The organism is Eubacterium sp. AF36-5BH, from assembly GCF_003460505.1.
Lineage (GTDB): Bacteria > Bacillota > Clostridia > Lachnospirales > Lachnospiraceae > Eubacterium_G.
The window spans coordinates 272966-291975 of record NZ_QTVG01000002.1 but is presented as its reverse complement, the minus strand read 5'-3'; the positions used below and the strand labels follow the sequence as shown (position 1 = coordinate 291975).

Below are 19010 nucleotides of genomic sequence, written 5' to 3'. Positions count from 1 at the left end.
TATTATGTTTTCAGATTATCATGTTCATAGCAAATTTTCTTTTGACTCAGAAGAAAAAATCGACAATATTATTTCAAAAGCAATTGAGTTAAAAATGAACCAAATTGTCATAACCGACCATGAGGATTTTAACTGGCCTGTTGAAGGCGAAACTCCTCTTATTGACCTTCCTAAATATAATTTGGTTTTATCTCAAAAAAAAGAACAATACAAAAATAAAATTAAACTTTTTAAAGGCATTGAGTTGGGGCTTATGAAAGGTACAGGTACTCAATGCCTGGAGCTTATAAATGCATCAGCGTTGGATTTTATAATTGGCTCCTGTCATATTGTGGACAACATGGACCCATATTATACAGATTTTTGGAAAAACAGACAGGACAGGGATGCTTTTGAACTTTATTTTAAAACTCTTTTGGAAGGCTTATTAGAATTCAGCCAAATTGATACTTTAGGTCATTTAGACTATGTTGTAAGATACAGTCCAAACAGAGACTCAAACTATTCACCACGTGATTACCAGGATGTTATTGATGAGATTTTAAAATTCATTATAGAAAAAGACATTAAGTTGGAAATTAACACTTCTAACTTATCTAAAGGTTTTGACTTTTTTAATCCACATACTGATATTATTAAAAGATATAAGGAATTAGGTGGAAAATATGTTACCCTTGGTTCTGACGCTCATAAAGCTGAATACATTGGTTACGGTTTTGATAAAGCATACGAAATTGCTAATTCTTTTGATTTAAAAATATTTACGCTTTAATTTAAACATAGAGCTGTCGCCTTAAAGATATCTAATCACCGGCGCACAGCTCCTTTTCTAATTTCCCGCTTTTCTCATTTTCAAAATATTTTCTTTCAGTTTATTTACTGTGTAATCAATCTCTTCTTTTGTGTTTTCGTAGGATAATGTAATTCTAATGGTTCCGTATGCAAATTTATCCGATACGCCAATTGCGGTTATAACATGAGACGGCTTATCTGATGAAGAAGAACATGCTGAACCGGCAGAAATACACACACCTTCATTATCCATTAGTATTACAAGTGATGTTCCATCAATTCCTGCTATTGTAAAATTAGCATTTCCCGGTAGTCGTTTTATCTGATGGCCGTTTAATCTCACGTATGGAATTTCTCTTAACATTCTGTTAATTAGATAATCTCTAAGTCTGCTCTCTTTTTCCAATCTTTTGGTTATTATATTTTTGGCAGTTTCTACCGCCACCCCCATGCCCACAATAGCTGCTACATTTTCAGTGCCTGCTCTTTTGCCAAATTCCTGACTTCCACCATACACCAGTGGATTCATTTTTTTCGGCTCTTTTATATACAAAAAGCCTATTCCTTTAGGGCCGTAAAACTTGTGGGCGCTGGCACTTAACATATCCACCTGCAATTTTTCCACATCAATTGGTACATGGCAAAAAGCCTGCACAGCATCTGTATGAAACAGTATATTATGTTTTTTAGCAATCTGCGCAATTTTTCCTATTTCCTGTATTGTGCCAATTTCGTTATTTGCATACATTATGGAAATTAGCCCTGTTTTTATTGTTTTATCATTCCTAATGTAACTTTCAATTTCGTAGGGATTTATCAGCCCTTCTCTGTCTGTTCCAATGTAGGAAACATGCATACCTTTTTGTTCTAGCTCACTGCATTTATTTAAAACAGCGTGGTGTTCTATTTTTGAAGTAACAATATGATTTCCCCACTGTTTTGCGTTTTCCAAAACCCAATTATCCGACTCAGTTCCTCCTGACGTAAAAATAATATTTTCCCCTTTGCAGTTTAAAACTCCGGCTATTTTCTCCCTTGTTTCCTCTATAATCTTTCTTGATTTTTTTGATAATGTATATATGCCTGACGGATTTCCATACATGTCATTTAAATATGGTTCCATGGCTTCTGCTGCTTCTTTGCATATTTTTGTTGTTGCCCCATTGTCCAAATAAATCATGGTTTCTCCTTAATAATATTAATAGCATTTTTTTTTAATGTTAAGAATAAATTATAATAAAGTGTTTTTCGGTGGTACTATGTCTGTAAAAAAGCAAATTATTCAAGGAACCATTGTCCTTACATCTGCCACTTTATTAAGTAGAATTCTTGGTTTTTTATATAGAATATTCCTTTCAAACTTAATGGGTGCAAAAGGAATGGGCCTTTTTCAATTAATTTTTCCGGTTCTGGGATTTGCCACCTCTGTAAGTTGCGGTGGTATCCAAATAGCTGTTTCAAGATTTGTTGCAGAAAGCAAAAACAAAAACAGCAAATTTATGATTTTAATAAGCAGCCTTGTAATGTCTGCTGTTCTGTCTGCTTTTACGGCTTTTATTTTGTATAAATTTGCTCTGCCTATTTCTGTTAATATTATAAAAAACAGCCAGTGTTATGAAATGATAAAATATGCGTCTCTTACTGTCCCCCTTGCAGCTTTTCACTCCTGTATAACCGGTTATTATCTTGGTATGAAAAAGACTTTTGTTCCTGCTTTTTCTACAGTGCTTGAACAACTTGCAAAAGTAGCATCTGTCTATATTATTGGTATGGTTGTCATAACAAACAAAATCGAAATTACACCTATGGTTGCAGTTTATTCCATGATTATTTCAGAATTTATTGGTGTGATTTTCTGTGTTATTGCTTTGACAGGAGAACCAAAATACTCTTTTAAAATTAAAGATTTGTTTGTATCCATGAAGAAACTTTTTTCTGTTTCCTATGTGCTTACAATTAACAAAATCATGATAACTTTTCTCCAATGTTTTGAAGCAATTTTAGTGCCTATTGTTTTGGTTAAAAGTGGTTTGTCAAAGGACAATGCTCTTAGTGTCTATGGAATTTTAACGGGCATGGCAGTTCCTGTTATAACTTTTCCCTTGGCAATTAATACCTCTGTCTCAACCATGATTTTGCCTGCCATTGCAGACGCTAACACCAGCGGTAAAAATAATCAGGTAAAAAAAGCTACGGAAACTTCTATTTGTTTTTCTATAATTATGGGGATTTTCTTTATTGGATTTTTCCTGTATTTTGGAGATTTTATTGGTGGCGAAATCTTCGGTCACAGACAGGCTGGTGATTATATAAAAATTCTTGCCTGGATATGCCCTTTTATGTATTTGTCCATTACCATGGGTGCCATATTACATGGACTTGGCAAAACTAATCAGGCTTTTATACATAATGTTGTTGGAACTGTTATTCGTCTTTTCTGTCTATGGTTTTTGGTTCCTGCAATCGGTATTAAAGGATATTTATGGGGACTTCTTGGTAGCAATCTTATAACTACTTTACTGCATAATTATTGTATAAAAAAGAATATTGGACACAAACTTAATTGCATGGACTTTATAATTAAGCCTGTAATTTGGCTAAGTATAAGTATGCTTTGCTGTTATCTTATCAGATATATTTTTTCTTTTTGTAATTCAGAAACACGTTTGTATAGTTACTTTTCTAACGGAGTATGCGCAGTAGTTTTAGCCGGTGTCTTTTCATTTTTCTTTTATACTTACTGGAAAAATATTAAGCAGTTTTAAATGTGTTTTAATCAGTAAATATGACTTATGATATTCTACGCGCTAAGTATGCCTCTAGTTAAAAATTTTTCCATTACAAAAAACAGGATGAAAGCTTTTCAACTTCCATCCTGTTTTACTATAGTATTTCTATTTACTTTTTGTTTATTTTCTATTTTTTCTTTATTTTCCTTATGTCCTTTTTTTTGATGTTTTTACATCCTTTTACTATTACACTTTTAATCTTTTGTTTTTTAGATGTAATAATTTTCTTCAGCTTTGGAGCATTTACAATTTTTAAAGACTTAATTTTTCCGGCTTTGGAAATATCAATCTTTTTTAAACTGTTGTCATTTTTTATGGTAATGCTTTTTAACTTTTTATTTTTTCCAATGTTAATTTTTTTAATATTAGTATCTACGATTTTTATATTTGATACTTTTTTACATTTTGAAAAATCTACTTCATTTAATTTACCACCTGCCCAACACTCGAAGCTTTTTAAATTACTATTCTTTGATATGTTGATTTTCTTCAGGTTGTTCAATTGAACAATTTGAATTTTATTTAATTTTCTGTAATTTGAAAAATCAAAAGTCTTTAAATCTGTTTTTCCAAATCCACCAAGCATTGTTACACTTTTTAAATTAGTAAGTTTATAAAGAGATTCTTTATTTGTCATTTTAGTTGGAATTGCTATCTTCATTTTCTCAAGATTAGTCAGATATTCTATGCCTTTAAAATTTCTTACTACACCTTCATCACCTAAATTAGTAAATTTTTCCAGCTCGCCTTCACCTTCATATTCACCTAATTTCAGATATTTTATTTTTTGAACTTCATCTTGTTCAATCTTTCCATTTTGATTTGAGTCAACAACCAAATTCATGTATCTTCTAAGTAAATTATCTGGAAAATTAGATTCATTAATTTCTACTAAATACTCCTCTTTTGGTTGTTGTGCCTTTACAACTGGCTGCCCTAACATAGTCAACATTGCTAAAACATTAATAGTTGCTAATAGTTTTACTGCTTTCTTATTTTTCATATCACAGCACCTCCTTTTATTTATACTTTTTAAACGTATTACATCCTAAAAATATTCCCATTATAAAAAAATGGTTGAGAACGCTTTTCAAGTATTTATTTTTTTATTCTTTTAACATCCTTCTTTGATATTCTCTTACAGTCTTTTACTTTTACACTTTTCACCTTTTGCTTTTTTCCTGAATAAATTCTTTTTATTTTATTACATTGAGTAATTCTTAATTTTTTTAGTTTTTTCAAACCTTTTATGTTTAATCCCGTAAACTTGTTGCTCATATCAATCTGAAGTTTAGTTAAATTACTATTTTTTCCAAAATTAATTTTCTTAAAGTCTCCTTCTGCTATAACAACATTTTTTAATTTCTTATTCTTAGAGAAATCCAAAGTTTTAATGCCTCGCAAATATGTAAAATTAACATTCTTTAGTTCTTTGTTTTTCTTTATGAAATTAAGATTTTTATTTTTAAGCTTGCCACAAATCACTAAGGTATTAAGATTCTTATTGTTTTCAAGATTAATCTTGTCTAATGCTGTATTTGTTCCATTAAGCAAAATTAATTTCTTTAATTTTTTAAATTTCTCTACTGTACTGAGATTTTCCAATTTGATTTTATGCTCAATACCAACAGAGAGTTCCTCCAAATTTTCCAGTACCTCTAATCCTTTTAAATTAATAGTAGCCGGTTCATCTACAAATTCTCCCAATCCTGTATTATATTTTTCTAGTTTTCCAAGTCCTTCATAGAAATTAATTGAATAATAATGAACTTTGTCAGCTTCACTTTTTTCTATCTTTCCGTCCTTGTTATCATCTACTATGTTAATTATGTCTTTTCTAATAAGTTCATCCGGGAAATTAGTTTCATTAATTTCTACAGGATAAATATCTTTTGGTTGTTGCGCCTTTACAACCGGCTGTCCTAACATAGTCAACATTGCCAAAATATTAATAGTTGCTAATAGTTTTACTGCTTTTTTATTTTTCATATCAAAGTACCTCCTTTTATTTATACTTTTTAAACGTATTACATACAAAAAATATTGCAAAAGTTTTTAAATTCATTTTTGTATATAAATCTAAAAGCGTTTACCAAATATCCTTTCCTACACAATTCAATCTTTGTTGTTATAATTACATTCAATGTTTCTTTTCTTATATTTCTTGAAATGTTAATTATTCTAAACGGTTCTTCTCCTTTTAAATCAAGTTCAAAAAAGCTATTTCATAACTCTTTTTGCTATGTATATATTTTTTCCCTGACGAATAATAATCAACAACTATTTTCTCTTCATTTTCATACATCCTCTTTATGTATTTCGCCATTTCATTAGCAAATTTCTCATCATTATCTATCACTGCTATCTTCATTACTTTTCCTCCCCTAACATTAAACACAAAGTTGTTTTCGAACAACAGATTTTTTATAACCACTATAAAAAAACTCCCACATAACCACAAATACATTTGATTATACTTACATTATGGTTATGTGAGAGTTTATGTGTTTTTGTTAATGTTTTTCAATACAATCTTTTGTTTTGTTAGTTTTTCATTCTGTTTTTCTTACTGTTTATTCTACCATTTATATAAATATTATGCAACATTACTTTATTGGTACTGACTATTATATAAATTATAGTAAAATCCTTTTTGTTCAAGCAATTGCTGATGATTTCCCTGTTCAATTATTTTTCCGTTATTCATTACAAGAATTATGTCTGCTTCTTTTATTGTTGAAAGACGATGGGCTACTATGAATGTAGTTCTGCCTTTCATCATTTTATTAAACGCTTTTTGGATTCTTATTTCTGTTCTTGTGTCAATTGAAGATGTTGCTTCGTCCAAAATGAGCATTGGTGGTAAGGCAAGCATTACTCTTGCAATACATAGCAACTGTTTTTGTCCCTGTGATAAGATACCACCATCTTCACCAATTACCGTATCATATCCCTTCGGTAAACGTTTAATAAAACTGTGGGCATGACTTTGTTTTGCTGCTTCAATTATTTCTTCCCTTGTTGCATCAGTTTTTCCAAAAGCAATATTATCTGCAATTGTTTCTTTTTGCAGCCATGTTTCCTGAAGAACCATACCGTAATTTTCACGCAAACTTTTTCGTGTGATATCAGTTATATTTCTGTTATCAACAGTTATTTTACCTGAATCAACATCGTAGAATCTCATTAACAAATTAATAATTGTTGTCTTTCCACAACCGGTTGGTCCAACAATGGCAACTCTTTGTCCCGGTTTTACATGCAAATTAAGGTCTTTTATTAATTCTTTATCTTTGTTGTATGAAAAGTTCACATTGTCTATACCAATGCTTCCATCAACATTTTTTAAGACTGTTTCTTCTGATTCTTTTACATCTACAATTTCTTCTTCATTTATTAAAGAAAAAACTCTTGCACTACATGCAATTGCATTTTGTAATTCTGTAATAACTCCTGAAATTTCGTTAAAAGGCTTAGTATACTGATTTGCATAACTTAAAATAGTCATTAAACCACCAACAGTTATTCCTTTTGCTATCACAGCCTCCAAACCACCGAATATTGCTACTAACGCATATACAATGTTATTTACAAATCTTGTACTTGGGTTAGTAATTGAAGAAAAGAATGTTGCCTTAACATTTACCTTCCACAATCTGTCATTTGTGTCATCAAAATCCTCTAATATGCTGTCTTCCTGACCAAACGCCTTCACGACCTTCAAACCGCTTAATGTTTCATCTACAATTCCTGTCTGTTCACCTCTTATTTCTGACTGAACTCTAAACATGGAATATGTTCTCTTGGCAATAAAGCTTGCCACAAAAAATGATAAAGGTGTCACGCAAATTACTACTAAAGCAATTTTCAAATCAATCTGTATCATAAAAATCAATGTAAACAGTATTGTTATTACACCTGTAAATAAATTTGAAAAGCCCATTAAAAGACCATCTGCAAGCTGGTCTACATCTGTAATAACGTTATTTACAATGTCACCACTTGATTTTGAGTCAATATAACTTACAGGTAATTTTTGAATTTTATCAAAAGATTCTTTTCTAATATCACGTATAACGTTGTAAGTTATTTTGTTGTTACATAATCCCATTATCCACCAACCTACTGCGGCAATCATTGTACATACAACAATTTGAAGAATAACGCCCTTTAATCCTACAAAATCAACTTTTCCCTGACCAATAATTCTGTCTGTTCCAAGTCCGATTAGTTTTGGAATATACAAAGACAATATTACATAAGCTGTAGCAAAAACCACTGACAGTAACAACATGTACCAGTATTTTTTTATTCTCTTAAGAAGTTCTTTTAGGGCATCTTTTTGTGTCATATTATTCATTTATCTGCCCTCCTTCTCTGAATTTTTAAACTGTGATTGGTATATCTCTTTGTAAACTTCACAATTTTCCAATAATTGTTCGTGTTTTCCAACACCTACTACTTTTCCGTCGTCTAATACAACTATCTGGTCTGCATCCATAATAGATGATGTTCGCTGAGAAACTATAAATGTTGTAACATTCTCTAAGCTTCTTATGGCTTTTCTTAAATTTGCCTCTGTTGCAAAATCAAGTGCCGATGAGCTGTCATCTAAAATTAATATTTCAGGTTTCTTAACTAACGCTCTTGCGATGGTTAATCTTTGTTTCTGTCCCCCTGAAAAATTCTTTCCGGTTTGAGTAACATAGGAGTCAATTCCATTCTCTTTTTCCATTACAAAATCATAACTTTGTGATTTCTTTAATGCATCTGTTAATTCTTCTTCAGTTGCATCTTCATTCCCCCACAATAAGTTACTTCTAATTGTTCCTTTAAATAATAAAGCCTTCTGGGGAACTATTGATATTTTCTTCTGTAATGCTGATTTTTTGAATTCTTTAATATCTGCGCCCTCAATGCTCAAGGTTCCTTCTGTTGGATAATAAAATCCCGGTATCATATTTACTAAAGTTGTTTTTCCTGAACCTGTACCACCAATAACACCTATTGTTTCTCCTGATTTTACTTTCAGATTAACACCTTCAATGGAGCTTTCCCCTGCTCCTTCATAGATTAAGGAAACATTATCAAATTCAACTTTTGTATCTAAATCAGGTCCATTATCTAATGTACCCATATCTTCCTCACAAGGAATATCAAATATTTCATTTACACGATTTGCGCAGGCAAAGGCTTTTGTCAGATTAATAATAAGACTGGCAAGTTTTATTAGCTCAACTAAAATCTGTGACATATAGTTGACTAACGCAACAACCTGTCCCTGAGAAAGTCCACCAACATTTACTCTAATTCCGCCGTACCACAAAATTGCTATGATAGCAACATTTATAATAATAAAAGTAGCCGGATTCATAAGTGTTGAAATTCTTCCTGCAATAATTTGAAATCTGTTTAAAACCTGAGTTTCTTCATTGTATTCTTTTACTTCCTGAGCTTCCCTGTTAAAAGCCCTTATAACTCTTGTACCACTTAAATTTTCTCTTGTATGCCCCATTACAACATCAAGAGAATTCTGCACAACTTTGTACATAGGTATTGTGATTAACATTATTCCAAATACAATCACTGAAAGTCCTGGAATTGCCACTGCAAAAACCACTGCTGTTTTTACATCTACTGTAAATGCCATAATCATAGCACCAATTACTATAAAAGGTGAACGTAATAAAAGTCTTAGCATCATGTTCACCTGATTCTGTATTTGGTTTACGTCAGCAGTCATTCTGGTAATAAAAGTAGATGGTCCGTACTGATCAATTTGTGTATAAGATAAACCGCCAATGTGTTTAAACAAATCGTGTCTTAACCCTCTACCAAAACCTGCTGCTGCTTTTGCCGCAAAATATTGTGCTGTTATTGAAAATGTCAGACCTATTGCAGCTAATAAAAGCAATACACCACCCATTTTCAAAATGTAGGCTGTGTCATTTTCTGCTATACCATTATCAATTATTGCTGCCACAACTAATGGAACAAGCAAATCAAAACACGCTTCCAACATTTTAAATAATGGAGCTAATAATGATTCTTTTTTGTAATCTTTTAAATGTTTTAATAACTTAAACATAATTTTCCTCTTAAAAATAAAGACTATGAATATTAGAGACAAATTCTCTAAATCTCCATAGCCTTTATTTATATTATATATTCTTCCTTAAACTCTAAAATATATTCACTACTGTATTATATCATCATTAGGAATTATTAATGTGGCAATTATATAGGCTAAAATTCCTGTACCACAGGAACATAAAGTAACTACTGCCCAAATAAGCCTTACAATTGTTGAGTCTATATTAAAATAAATTCCAAGACCGCCACATACACCACATAACATTCTGTCACTTGATGATCTTATAAGTTTTTTCTTCATTAATTTCTCCTAGTATACTTTAGCTTCTTCTTCACCATTCATAACTCTAAGAGCACCCTGAGCTAATGCAAGAAGTTCATCTTCTCCAGGATAAATTGTAACTGGAGCAATCCATTCTACGGCATTCTTCATGTGATTCTGAGTATTTGCACTATATGCAATACCACCTGTTAAGATAATCTGGTCAACTTTTCCGCCAAGAACAACTGCCATTGCACCGATTTCTTTTTCTAGCTGATAATGGAAAGCGTCCATTACTAACTGAGCCTTTTCATCATTATTTTCAGCCATCTTTAAAAGATCTCTCATATCATTTGTTCCAACGTATGCGTTAAAACCACCGTTACCGTTAATCATCTTTCCAACTTCTTCTTTTGTGTATTCACCACTAAAGCAAAGCTTCATTAATGAACCTGATGGAAGTCCGCCTGATCTTTCAGGTGAGAATGGACCGTCTCCGTCTAATGCATTTGCAACATCAATAACTTTACCATTCTTATGTGCTCCAACTGAAACACCACCACCCATATGAACAACAATTAAGTTAAGGTCTTCATAAGCCTTTCCAACTTCCTTTGCATATCTCTTAGCAACAGCCTTCTGATTTAATGCATGGAAAATTGAAATACGTGGGAATAAAGGATGTCCTGATAATCTTGCTACATCCTGAAGTTCGTCAACTACTACAGGATCAACGATATATGATGTTACATTAATTTCAGCAGCGATTTCATGTGCTAAAATACCACCAAGGTTTGATGCGTGCTGTCCCTGTTTTCCAATCTTAAGGTCTTCTAATAATTCAGGTGTTGTTGCGTATGTACCACCTGGAATTGGTTTTAATAAACCACCACGTCCAACTACTACATCTATATCGTTTAAGTCAACATTCTTTTCTTTAAGTACATTTAAAATAACTTCCTTACGGAAATCTTTCTGTGCATAAATTGTTTCATATTTTGCAATCTCTTCTGTTGAATGTCTAAGTGTTTCTTCCATTACCTGTGTTTCATCTTCGTATACACCAATCTTTGTTGATGTTGAACCAGGATTGATAATTAAAATCTTATAAGCCATTTTAAAATCTCCTTATTTTTAATGTATAGATTATCACCCGCAATTAACGAGCGATTAAAAAGTCATATTTATTTGTTCATTGCTTCAGCTACAATCGCTGCTAAAGCAATAGAATTTACCTTTACTTCAAATTCATCTGAACGTGATGTTAAGATAACAGGTGCGCTTGTACCTGTTAAGATGTTACCGTTCTTACATTCAGCTGTATGAACTAAGCACTTGTATGTAATGTTTCCTGCATGAATATCAGGGAATAATAATACATCAGCATCACCAACAATCTTTCTGTCTGTTGTTCCCTTATGGAAAGCTGCCTGTGGTTCAATTGCTAAGTCAAGTGAAAGTGGTCCATCAACGATGCAACCTGTGATTTCACCATTTTCATTCATCTTTGTTAACTCATCAGCCTCTACTGTACATGGCATCTTTGGATTAACAACTTCAACTGCTGCAATTGGTGCAACCTTAGGGCATTCAACTCCACATGCGTGAGCAATTTCTACTGTATTCTTAATAATATTTGCTTTTGTAGCTAAATCAGGATATGGTACAAAAGCAACATCTGATAAGAATAATAAGCGATCAACACCTTTGATTTCAAATACACAAACGTGTGATAATGTTTTATCTGTTCTAAGACCAACTTCCTTATCAAGTACACTCTTTAAGAATGTCTTAGTATCAATAAGTCCCTTCATGTACATGTCTGCTTCGCCATCATGAACTAACTTTACTGCTGTTCTTGCTGCCTCAACAGGATCCTCTACGTTAATAATCTTATATTCATTTATATGCATTTTTAATGTTCTTGCAATAGTTTTAATTTCAGCTTCATTGCCTACTAAAATTGCATCTGCAATTCCTCTTTCCTTTGCTGCTTTTACAGCCTCAAGTACTGCATCATCCTGTGCGCATGCAACTGCTACAGTTTTCTTTGAGCACTGTGAAACCTTTGCTAGTAAATCGTCAAAACTCTTTGTCATCTTCGTATACCTCACATTTTTTTATTTAATATATATAACATAGTAATCCGTTATAAACTATTTTAAATAATAGCACTTACACATAATTCGGTCAAGAAAAAAAGAACCGAAGCACTAATGCTTCGGCCTTTTTTGGATTAAGATTAAAATTACAAAATATATGTAAGTATCGTGTATGTATTATTAAATTAAATACCTATATTTTTAATTGCCCTTATATAGATATTTAAAATAGTAACCTAAACTAATGCTTTTCCTAAAGCTTTACACTGTTCAATTGCATCATCGTCAGGTGCTTCATTACAGATTACAAAATCTGTTGCTAAAACTGCACCGTCGTTTTTGCATGTTTCTTCCCAATTTCTCATCCATTCGCCATCGCCCCAGCCATATGAGCCAAATAAGGCAATCTTCTTTCCACTTAATTTTGGTTCACAAGCTAAAAATACAGGCTCGAATTCACTTTCTTCTAACTGTTCAGCCCCCATTGACGGGCAACCAAACGCAATTGCGTCATAATCATCCATCTTATCAGCACTAAAGTCTGATACATATATTACATCAACTTCTGCTCCGGCTTCTTTTGCACCTTCTGCAACATTAGTAGCCATTACTCCTGTATTTCCTGTTCCACTCCAAAATACTACTGCTATTTTACTCATTTCTTTCCTTCTTTCTACTATAATAATTACATTATTTATTTAGTCTTTTTTGTGTTTAATTCTGTAGTTTCCATAGTTCTTATACTTCACATTCTTCATTAAAGTACATATTTTTGTTTTCGTTATTTTTACTCTTTCCCATTTCATAGTTTTATTTTCCATCTAACCCCTTATTATTTCAAAACATGAAATAAATATTGTTGAAAAATATATTTTAAACAGTTATGCTGCCACCGTTAATTTCAATATGCTTCTCCCCTGATTCCATAACTTTGTATAAATCATTCTGCACTTATCATACCTTGCAAATTCTTTGATTGCTTTCTCTTTATCCCCGTAAACTTTCCAATACCCGCAACATTTAAAGTTGCACCCTTTATTATTAATAAACCCTATAACATCTTCTATTGGATATCCTAAAAACACTCCTATTTCATGCGGAAAAGCTTTTAAATCCATTAGTCTTTTTTTAAGTAAGCTTATCGCATAATTTACACAAGTCTCTTTGTACCCATTTTCTCTTAAAAATTTACTAACCTCATTTTTCTTTAAGTCTTCTTCAAGTTTTTTTACTCTGTACACATAAATAAGCGCCCAGGTTTCTTCTTCACGAAGTATTTCAATCTGAATTCCTTTTTCTTTGAATTTTTCATTCATTTCATCAATACTGCTTTTCACTTGTTCTAAAGTAATATTGTCGTGAACGTAGTGCCAATTAAAAAGGCTTGCAGTCTTTAACGACGCCAAAGTGGATGAACACCATTCAATTAAATATTTTTCAACCATATTTTTTCCTCTAAAAATGCCTTTATTATACTATTTTTTAATATTAAAAGCTTTAATGCCAGGATAAACAGCCGCATCTTTTAACTGTTCTTCTATTCTTAAAAGCTGGTTGTATTTTGCAACCCTTTCACTTCTACTTGGTGCTCCTGTTTTAATCTGGCAAGTATTAAGTGCTACGGCTAGATCTGCAATTGTTGTATCTTCTGTTTCTCCAGAACGGTGTGAAGATATTGCTGTATATCCTGCTTTATGCGCCATCTTAATGGCTTCTAATGTTTCAGAAACTGAACCAATTTGATTTAACTTTATTAAAATCGAATTACCACAGTTTAGTTCAATCCCCTTACTTAATCTCTTTGTATTTGTAACAAACAAGTCATCACCTACTAACTGAACTTTATCACCAAGTTCTTTTGTAAGTTTTTTCCATCCTTCCCAATCTTCTTCATCAAGGGCATCCTCAATTGAAATGATTGGGTATTTTTCTACTAAATTCTTCCAATGTTCAATTAACTGTTCTGATGTATATTTTGTACCAGCCTTTGGCAAAATATACTCACCTTTCTTTTCACCTTTCCATTCGCTTGATGCTGCATCCATTGCAATCATAAAGTCCCCTCCAGGTTCATAACCTGCTCTTTCAACAGCCTTTAATATGTATTCAATTGCTTCTTCATCGCTGCTTAAGTCAGGAGCAAACCCTCCTTCGTCACCAACTGATGTTGCGAGTCCGTTTTCTTTTAATAAAGCACTTAAATTGTGGAACACTTCTGAACACCATCTTAATGCTTCTTTAAATGAATCAGCCCCTACAGGCATGATCATAAATTCCTGAACATCTACTGTGTTTGCCGCATGAGCACCACCATTTAAAATATTCATCATAGGAACCGGTAGTTTGTTTCCTGAAATTCCTCCTAAAAATCTGTAAAGGGGAATTTCTAAAGACTGTGCTGCTGCTTTTGCCGCTGCAATTGATACAGCAAGAATTGCATTAGCACCAAACTTTGATTTGTCCTTTGTTCCATCGGCTTTAATCATAGCCTTATCTATTGCATAAATATCACTTGCATCCATTCCTGCAAGTAAATCATTTATCTCTGTATTGATATTATCAACAGCCTTGGCAACACCTTTTCCTAAATATCTGTCTTTGTCACCATCCCTAAGCTCTAAGGCTTCAAATTCTCCTGTGGAAGCTCCGCTAGGTGCTGTTCCTCTTCCAACTGTTCCATCAGCTAAATATACCTCTGCTTCAACAGTAGGATTACCTCTGGAATCAATAATCTCTCTTCCAATAACTTTTTCAATTTCTAAAAAATTCATTGTGTCTCCTCTCTTACCTTTCTGGTTGTTTTTGGAGGATTCCGAACGGAGGGTAGCTACTCCCTCCGGGCTTTCTTCGGAGTCCAAATGTCTATTCAAAAGAAGTTAGTTATATCTAACTATAGTTATAATATTCTAACTATGGTAAAAAATCAAGTGTTTTTTTATTTTTTTATTTTTTCATAGAAAATTAGTAGGAATAAAGGGATTTTCCCCTCAGTAACTTTTTTTCGTATTGCGCAAAAAAAGACCATAGCCTGAATGTTTCTACATCCAAACTATAGTCCTCTTTTGATTCTTTATTTTCAAGTTGTTGTCTATGATATTCCACTCAACTATTTGTGTTATACCACAACTATTATCTTTCCAAATCTAAATCCTTCATGCTACTTAAACCAATTGCCAAAGTAGATGCATTATGTAACAGCGCTGATGTTGTAGGTGCAATGATTCCTGCAACTCCCATTACAATCAAACCGCTATTAAAGGAAACAATTGTCCGATAATTTCTATTAATTCTTTTCATTAATGATTTGCTTATTTTAAGTAATGTTACTATCTGGCTTAAATCCTCGCCATCAATAGTTATGTCTGCAATTTCCTTTGCAACCTGTGCTCCATGGTTCATGGCTATTCCAACATCTGCTTTAGATAATGCAGGTGAGTCATTAATGCCATCTCCAATCATAATCACAGAATGTCCCATTGCAATTTCTTTGTCTACGAACTTTGCCTTATCTTCCGGCAAAACTTCTGAATAGTATTCATCTATACCGACTTTTTTTGCAATGGCTTTTGCTGTTCTGTCACTGTCACCAGTCATCATAACAACTTTCTTAATGCCATTCTTCTTTAACTTTTTAATTGTGTCCTTTGCATTTTCACGTAAAGGATCTTCAATTAATATTACTGCTTCAAGTTTGCCTTCAATTGCAAGATACAAATGTGAATATTCATTAGGTAAACTATCAAATAATTCCTGCTTGCCTTCAGGTATAACACAGCCTTCATCTTCCATAACAAAATGATAACTTCCAATAACTGCACGTTTTCCGGAAATAGTTGTAGCTATTCCATGGGCAACTATGTATTCAACTTTGCTATGAAGTTCTTCGTGAACTAAATTTCTTTCTATTGCTTTATTCACCACTGCGTTTGCAATAGAATGTGGAAAATGTTCTTCTAAACAGGCTGCTATTCTTAAAAGTTCATCTTTTGAATAACCGTTAAAAGGCACCACATCCACAACAACCGGTTCAGCTTTTGTTAATGTACCGGTTTTGTCAAACACAATAGTATCTGCTACTGCAACTTTTTCAAGGAACTTACCACCTTTTACTGTAATATTATGTTCTCTCGCCTGTCTTATGGCTGCCAGCACAGAAACAGGCATAGCCAATTTCAATGCACAGGAATAATCAACCATAAGTATAGAAATTGCCTTGATAGCATTTCTTGTAAACAGATATGTTAAAAGTGTTCCACCTAATGAAAATGGAACAAGTTTGTCAGCTAAGTGTTCAGCTTTTCCTTCTATTGAAGATTTTAATTTTTCAGATTCTTCTATCATTGTAACAATCTGATCAAACTTACCTGTTCCACCTGTCTGTTTAACTCTAACTTCTATCTGACCTTCTTCAATAACAGTTCCTGCATATACATAATTATCAGTAACCTTTCTTACAGGTATTGATTCTCCTGTCATTGATGACTGGTTAATCATTGCTTCACCGGAAACTACAACTCCGTCAAAAGGAACCATCTCGCCGATTCTTGCAATTACAATATCATCAGGTTTAACTTTGTTATATTCAATCTGCTCTTCAATTTCACCATGCTTAACCCAGACTTTTTCAATGTTAAGCGACATGCTCTTTGCTAAGTCACTAACAGATTTCTTATGAGTCCACTCTTCAAGTAACTCGCCTATACTAAGTAAAAACATAATAGAGCCTGCTGTAGATGTATCTCCCCTGAATACAGATACACCTATGGCTGTAGCATCTAAAACAGGCACTTCCAGTTTGCCTTTTGCCAAAACCTTTATGCCTTTGACGATATATTTTGTAGCATTATAAAGTGTCAATGCTATCTTTACACTTGTTGGAAGTAAAAACTTACATCCATAGCGTACCATTACCCTGTCAATAAGCTTTTCCTTATAATATTCATTTAGTTCTCTACCTGTATTCTCTAAATATGTATCAGGCACATTAACTTTTTTATAAGAAAAAGTCTGTAAAAGTTTCAGTACGTTATTTCGTGTACATGTATAATTAAGTACAACGTCACTTGTTCTATTAAACACTTTACACGCTTCTATACAAGCCAGATTTTCAAAATAATACTGAACAATATCAGCGTCTCTGTAAGACATTTTTCCATTAATGAAATGTACACGAATTCTTCCTTTTATATCGTGTTTAATAACAAATTTCATTATTCTTCTTCGCCTTCTTCGTCTTCCACTACATCTTCATCTTCAAAAAAATCTTCTTCAGCAGCTCTTTCTTCATTAATCTGCTGTGCTTCTGAATAAATATCTTCTGCGTTTTCCTGTACTGCTGTAACTGTATCCATTACACAGTCCTTAGCTCTTAAAACTGCTGCTGTACAGTTAGCATATACTTTCTTTGCATCCTTGCTTGTTAAAACTTTAATTCCTGCTGTTCCAAATAATGTTCCAGCTGCGAACATTCCTACTTTCTTTAATACATCCATTTTCTTTTCCTCCTTAGTTGTTTGTCCTTACTAACTTTTGTTAGTTCTACAAAATATATAATACTTCTTTTGTAGTATTTTTTCAATAATATTTCTAGCGTTGTTTTTGCACTTTTTAAAAGGATTTATTTTAGTTTTTCTTCCCTTTTATGAATACTTTCAGATGCTATCTTATAGAATCCCGCAATAATTGGAACACCAATTAACATACCAATTATTCCAAACAAACTACCACCTACAGTTACAGCTGCCAAAACCCAAATTCCGGGAAGACCTATTGAATTGCCCATGATTTTTGGATAAATTACATTTCCCTCTACTAACTGAATTGCCATAATAATAATTATAAATATAATAGCCTGCATTGGTGACTCAGTTAATACCATAATTGCCCCAACAGCAGTTCCTACATATGCACCAACAACTGGTATTAATGCAGTAAAACCTATTAGTGTTCCAATCATAACCGCATATGGCAATCTTAAAATAAACATGGTAAGCATACACATCCCACCAAGGACAACTGCATCAATTAATTTGCCCACAATATAACCATGAAAACAATCATCAAAAATATAAATATAATGCATTATTTTGTTATACCATTTTTCCTTAAAAACAACTTTTATTACTCTTTTTGTTTGATTAATTAATCTTTCTTTTCCTGTTAGAAAATATATAGAAAAAATAATTCCAATTAAAATAGTTGCCACAACAGATATAACAGAACTTGCAACAGCAGCCACTGCATTTACCGCACCACCAATTCCTGAAAACAGAAAGCCACCTATTTTTTCCAAATAGCTATCCCATTTCATGTTTTTTAGTTGGTCTAATGTTTCCTGAGAAACCATTCTTTTAACATATTTATTTTGAGAAATTTCTTTTATTAAATCCGGCATGCCATTAATAAAAGTCTCAATACATCTGATTAATTCTGGTATAATCATATAAATCAAAAGTGCTATCACACCTAAAACAATAACGATTGCCAGTGCCATGCATACAGGTCTTCTGCTTTTTATAACACCTTCTTTGGTGCTGTTAGGAAAATATCTTTTTTCAAGTCCTGACATAAAAATATTAACCATATACGCAACCACGCACCCTATTAAAATCGGAGTAACACCACTAATAAACACACTTATCGTATTAGCTACCGCATTCCAGTAGTTAATACACAAAAAAAGTGCGAATATACTTATTCCAATTTTCAAACACTGTTTCCACTCAATTTTTATATTCATAAATTTCTCCTATATAACTATTTTATATATTGTCTATGTAAATATACCTTGGAAGAATGTTACATTATATACAATGCTTCCACCTAGCTTTTCCCATTATCTATTTTTAATTAGCACTATATATTTTCTTATTTACATATTTTCATATATACATTTTTCTTCTTTTACATTATAACTGCTTTGACTAAAATGGTAAACATATATATAACATAAAAGGTTATGATACCAACTAC

17 protein-coding genes are annotated in these 19010 nt (G+C 32.5%); 2 read left to right on the top strand and 15 right to left on the bottom strand.

The features are described 5' to 3' along the window. Nucleotides 1-4 precede the first annotated feature (4 nt). Nucleotides 5-772 carry a histidinol-phosphatase HisJ family protein gene (locus DW006_RS02770; protein WP_117998952.1) on the top strand — a complete coding sequence of 256 codons (768 nt, stop codon included), beginning with the start codon at nt 5-7 and terminating at the stop codon, nt 770-772. Nucleotides 773-829: 57 nt separating this feature from the next. Here DW006_RS02770 and DW006_RS02765 read toward each other — a convergent pair whose 3' ends face one another. Next, on the bottom strand, nt 830-1972 hold the full coding sequence (locus tag DW006_RS02765; RefSeq protein WP_117998951.1) for a cysteine desulfurase family protein: 1143 nt from the start codon (nt 1970-1972) through the stop codon (nt 830-832). Between the two features lie 79 nt (nt 1973-2051). Between DW006_RS02765 and DW006_RS02760 the strand changes: the two genes are divergently transcribed. After that, entirely contained in the window at nt 2052-3557 is a 1506-nt protein-coding gene (locus DW006_RS02760) for a polysaccharide biosynthesis protein (RefSeq protein WP_158561050.1), read from the top strand. A gap of 151 nt (nt 3558-3708) precedes the next feature. On the opposite strand, the gene DW006_RS02755 is transcribed toward DW006_RS02760, so the two are convergent. From DW006_RS02755 to DW006_RS02695, 14 genes are all read right to left on the bottom strand, one after another. Continuing rightward, complete coding sequence (locus DW006_RS02755) at nt 3709-4584, bottom strand: hypothetical protein (protein ID WP_117998949.1); 876 nt, start codon at nt 4582-4584, stop codon at nt 3709-3711. A 95-nt stretch (nt 4585-4679) separates the two neighbouring features. Continuing rightward, nucleotides 4680-5570: a hypothetical protein gene (locus tag DW006_RS02750; protein ID WP_117998948.1), complete on the bottom strand. Its 891-nt coding sequence runs from the start codon at nt 5568-5570 to the stop codon at nt 4680-4682. Between the two features lie 211 nt (nt 5571-5781). Then, nucleotides 5782-5952 carry a hypothetical protein gene (locus DW006_RS12025; RefSeq protein WP_158561049.1) on the bottom strand — a complete coding sequence of 57 codons (171 nt, stop codon included), beginning with the start codon at nt 5950-5952 and terminating at the stop codon, nt 5782-5784. 240 nt (nt 5953-6192) lie between these two features. Next, nucleotides 6193-7941 (bottom strand): ABC transporter ATP-binding protein, encoded by a 1749-nt coding sequence (locus DW006_RS02745; RefSeq protein ID WP_117998947.1) that lies wholly within the window; start codon nt 7939-7941, stop codon nt 6193-6195. Then, a complete protein-coding gene (locus DW006_RS02740) occupies nt 7942-9669 on the bottom strand; it encodes an ABC transporter ATP-binding protein (protein WP_117998946.1) in 1728 nt (575 codons plus the stop codon). Nucleotides 9670-9777: 108 nt separating this feature from the next. Next, nucleotides 9778-9975 carry a PspC domain-containing protein gene (locus DW006_RS02735; RefSeq protein WP_117998945.1) on the bottom strand — a complete coding sequence of 66 codons (198 nt, stop codon included), beginning with the start codon at nt 9973-9975 and terminating at the stop codon, nt 9778-9780. Nucleotides 9976-9984: 9 nt separating this feature from the next. Then, nucleotides 9985-11052 carry a butyrate kinase gene (gene buk / locus DW006_RS02730; protein WP_117998944.1) on the bottom strand — a complete coding sequence of 356 codons (1068 nt, stop codon included), beginning with the start codon at nt 11050-11052 and terminating at the stop codon, nt 9985-9987. 68 nt (nt 11053-11120) lie between these two features. Continuing rightward, nucleotides 11121-12035, bottom strand: a complete 915-nt coding sequence (gene ptb / locus DW006_RS02725) for a phosphate butyryltransferase (RefSeq protein WP_117998943.1) — start codon at nt 12033-12035, stop codon at nt 11121-11123. A gap of 239 nt (nt 12036-12274) precedes the next feature. Then, nucleotides 12275-12697 (bottom strand): flavodoxin, encoded by a 423-nt coding sequence (locus DW006_RS02720; protein ID WP_117998942.1) that lies wholly within the window; start codon nt 12695-12697, stop codon nt 12275-12277. A 222-nt stretch (nt 12698-12919) separates the two neighbouring features. Continuing rightward, nucleotides 12920-13483 carry a DUF3793 family protein gene (locus tag DW006_RS02715; protein WP_022166028.1) on the bottom strand — a complete coding sequence of 188 codons (564 nt, stop codon included), beginning with the start codon at nt 13481-13483 and terminating at the stop codon, nt 12920-12922. A gap of 30 nt (nt 13484-13513) precedes the next feature. After that, nucleotides 13514-14809, bottom strand: coding sequence for a phosphopyruvate hydratase (gene eno / locus DW006_RS02710; RefSeq protein WP_117998941.1), 1296 nt, complete (start codon nt 14807-14809; stop codon nt 13514-13516). Nucleotides 14810-15167: 358 nt separating this feature from the next. Then, nucleotides 15168-17249 (bottom strand): heavy metal translocating P-type ATPase, encoded by a 2082-nt coding sequence (locus tag DW006_RS02705; protein ID WP_117998940.1) that lies wholly within the window; start codon nt 17247-17249, stop codon nt 15168-15170. Then, nucleotides 17249-17530, bottom strand: a complete 282-nt coding sequence (locus DW006_RS02700; protein WP_117998939.1) for a DUF6110 family protein — start codon at nt 17528-17530, stop codon at nt 17249-17251. Before DW006_RS02700 ends, DW006_RS02705 begins: the two co-directional genes overlap by 1 nt. A gap of 125 nt (nt 17531-17655) precedes the next feature. Next, the gene (locus tag DW006_RS02695; protein ID WP_117998938.1) at nt 17656-18777 is read right to left on the bottom strand and encodes an AI-2E family transporter; all 1122 of its coding nucleotides are present in this window, start codon (nt 18775-18777) and stop codon (nt 17656-17658) included. Between the last annotated feature and the right edge of the window lie 233 nt (nt 18778-19010).

Excerpts from the sequence above, each read along its gene's own strand:
- DW006_RS02715 (WP_022166028.1), bottom strand. The coding sequence starts at position 13,483 with ATGGTTGAAAAATATTTAATTGAATGGTGTTCATCCACTTTGGCGTCG.
- DW006_RS02750 (WP_117998948.1), bottom strand. The coding sequence starts at position 5,570 with ATGAAAAATAAAAAAGCAGTAAAACTATTAGCAACTATTAATATTTTG.
- DW006_RS02770 (WP_117998952.1), top strand. The coding sequence starts at position 5 with ATGTTTTCAGATTATCATGTTCATAGCAAATTTTCTTTTGACTCAGAA.
- buk (WP_117998944.1), bottom strand. The coding sequence starts at position 11,052 with ATGGCTTATAAGATTTTAATTATCAATCCTGGTTCAACATCAACAAAG.
- DW006_RS02695 (WP_117998938.1), bottom strand. The coding sequence starts at position 18,777 with ATGAATATAAAAATTGAGTGGAAACAGTGTTTGAAAATTGGAATAAGT.
- ptb (WP_117998943.1), bottom strand. The coding sequence starts at position 12,035 with ATGACAAAGAGTTTTGACGATTTACTAGCAAAGGTTTCACAGTGCTCA.
- eno (WP_117998941.1), bottom strand. The coding sequence starts at position 14,809 with ATGAATTTTTTAGAAATTGAAAAAGTTATTGGAAGAGAGATTATTGAT.
- DW006_RS02760 (WP_158561050.1), top strand. The coding sequence starts at position 2,052 with ATGTCTGTAAAAAAGCAAATTATTCAAGGAACCATTGTCCTTACATCT.
- DW006_RS02745 (WP_117998947.1), bottom strand. The coding sequence starts at position 7,941 with ATGAATAATATGACACAAAAAGATGCCCTAAAAGAACTTCTTAAGAGA.
- DW006_RS02755 (WP_117998949.1), bottom strand. The coding sequence starts at position 4,584 with ATGAAAAATAAGAAAGCAGTAAAACTATTAGCAACTATTAATGTTTTA.
- DW006_RS02720 (WP_117998942.1), bottom strand. The coding sequence starts at position 12,697 with ATGAGTAAAATAGCAGTAGTATTTTGGAGTGGAACAGGAAATACAGGA.
- DW006_RS02735 (WP_117998945.1), bottom strand. The coding sequence starts at position 9,975 with ATGAAGAAAAAACTTATAAGATCATCAAGTGACAGAATGTTATGTGGT.
- DW006_RS02700 (WP_117998939.1), bottom strand. The coding sequence starts at position 17,530 with ATGGATGTATTAAAGAAAGTAGGAATGTTCGCAGCTGGAACATTATTT.
- DW006_RS02765 (WP_117998951.1), bottom strand. The coding sequence starts at position 1,972 with ATGATTTATTTGGACAATGGGGCAACAACAAAAATATGCAAAGAAGCA.
- DW006_RS12025 (WP_158561049.1), bottom strand. The coding sequence starts at position 5,952 with ATGAAGATAGCAGTGATAGATAATGATGAGAAATTTGCTAATGAAATG.
- DW006_RS02705 (WP_117998940.1), bottom strand. The coding sequence starts at position 17,249 with ATGAAATTTGTTATTAAACACGATATAAAAGGAAGAATTCGTGTACAT.
- DW006_RS02740 (WP_117998946.1), bottom strand. The coding sequence starts at position 9,669 with ATGTTTAAGTTATTAAAACATTTAAAAGATTACAAAAAAGAATCATTA.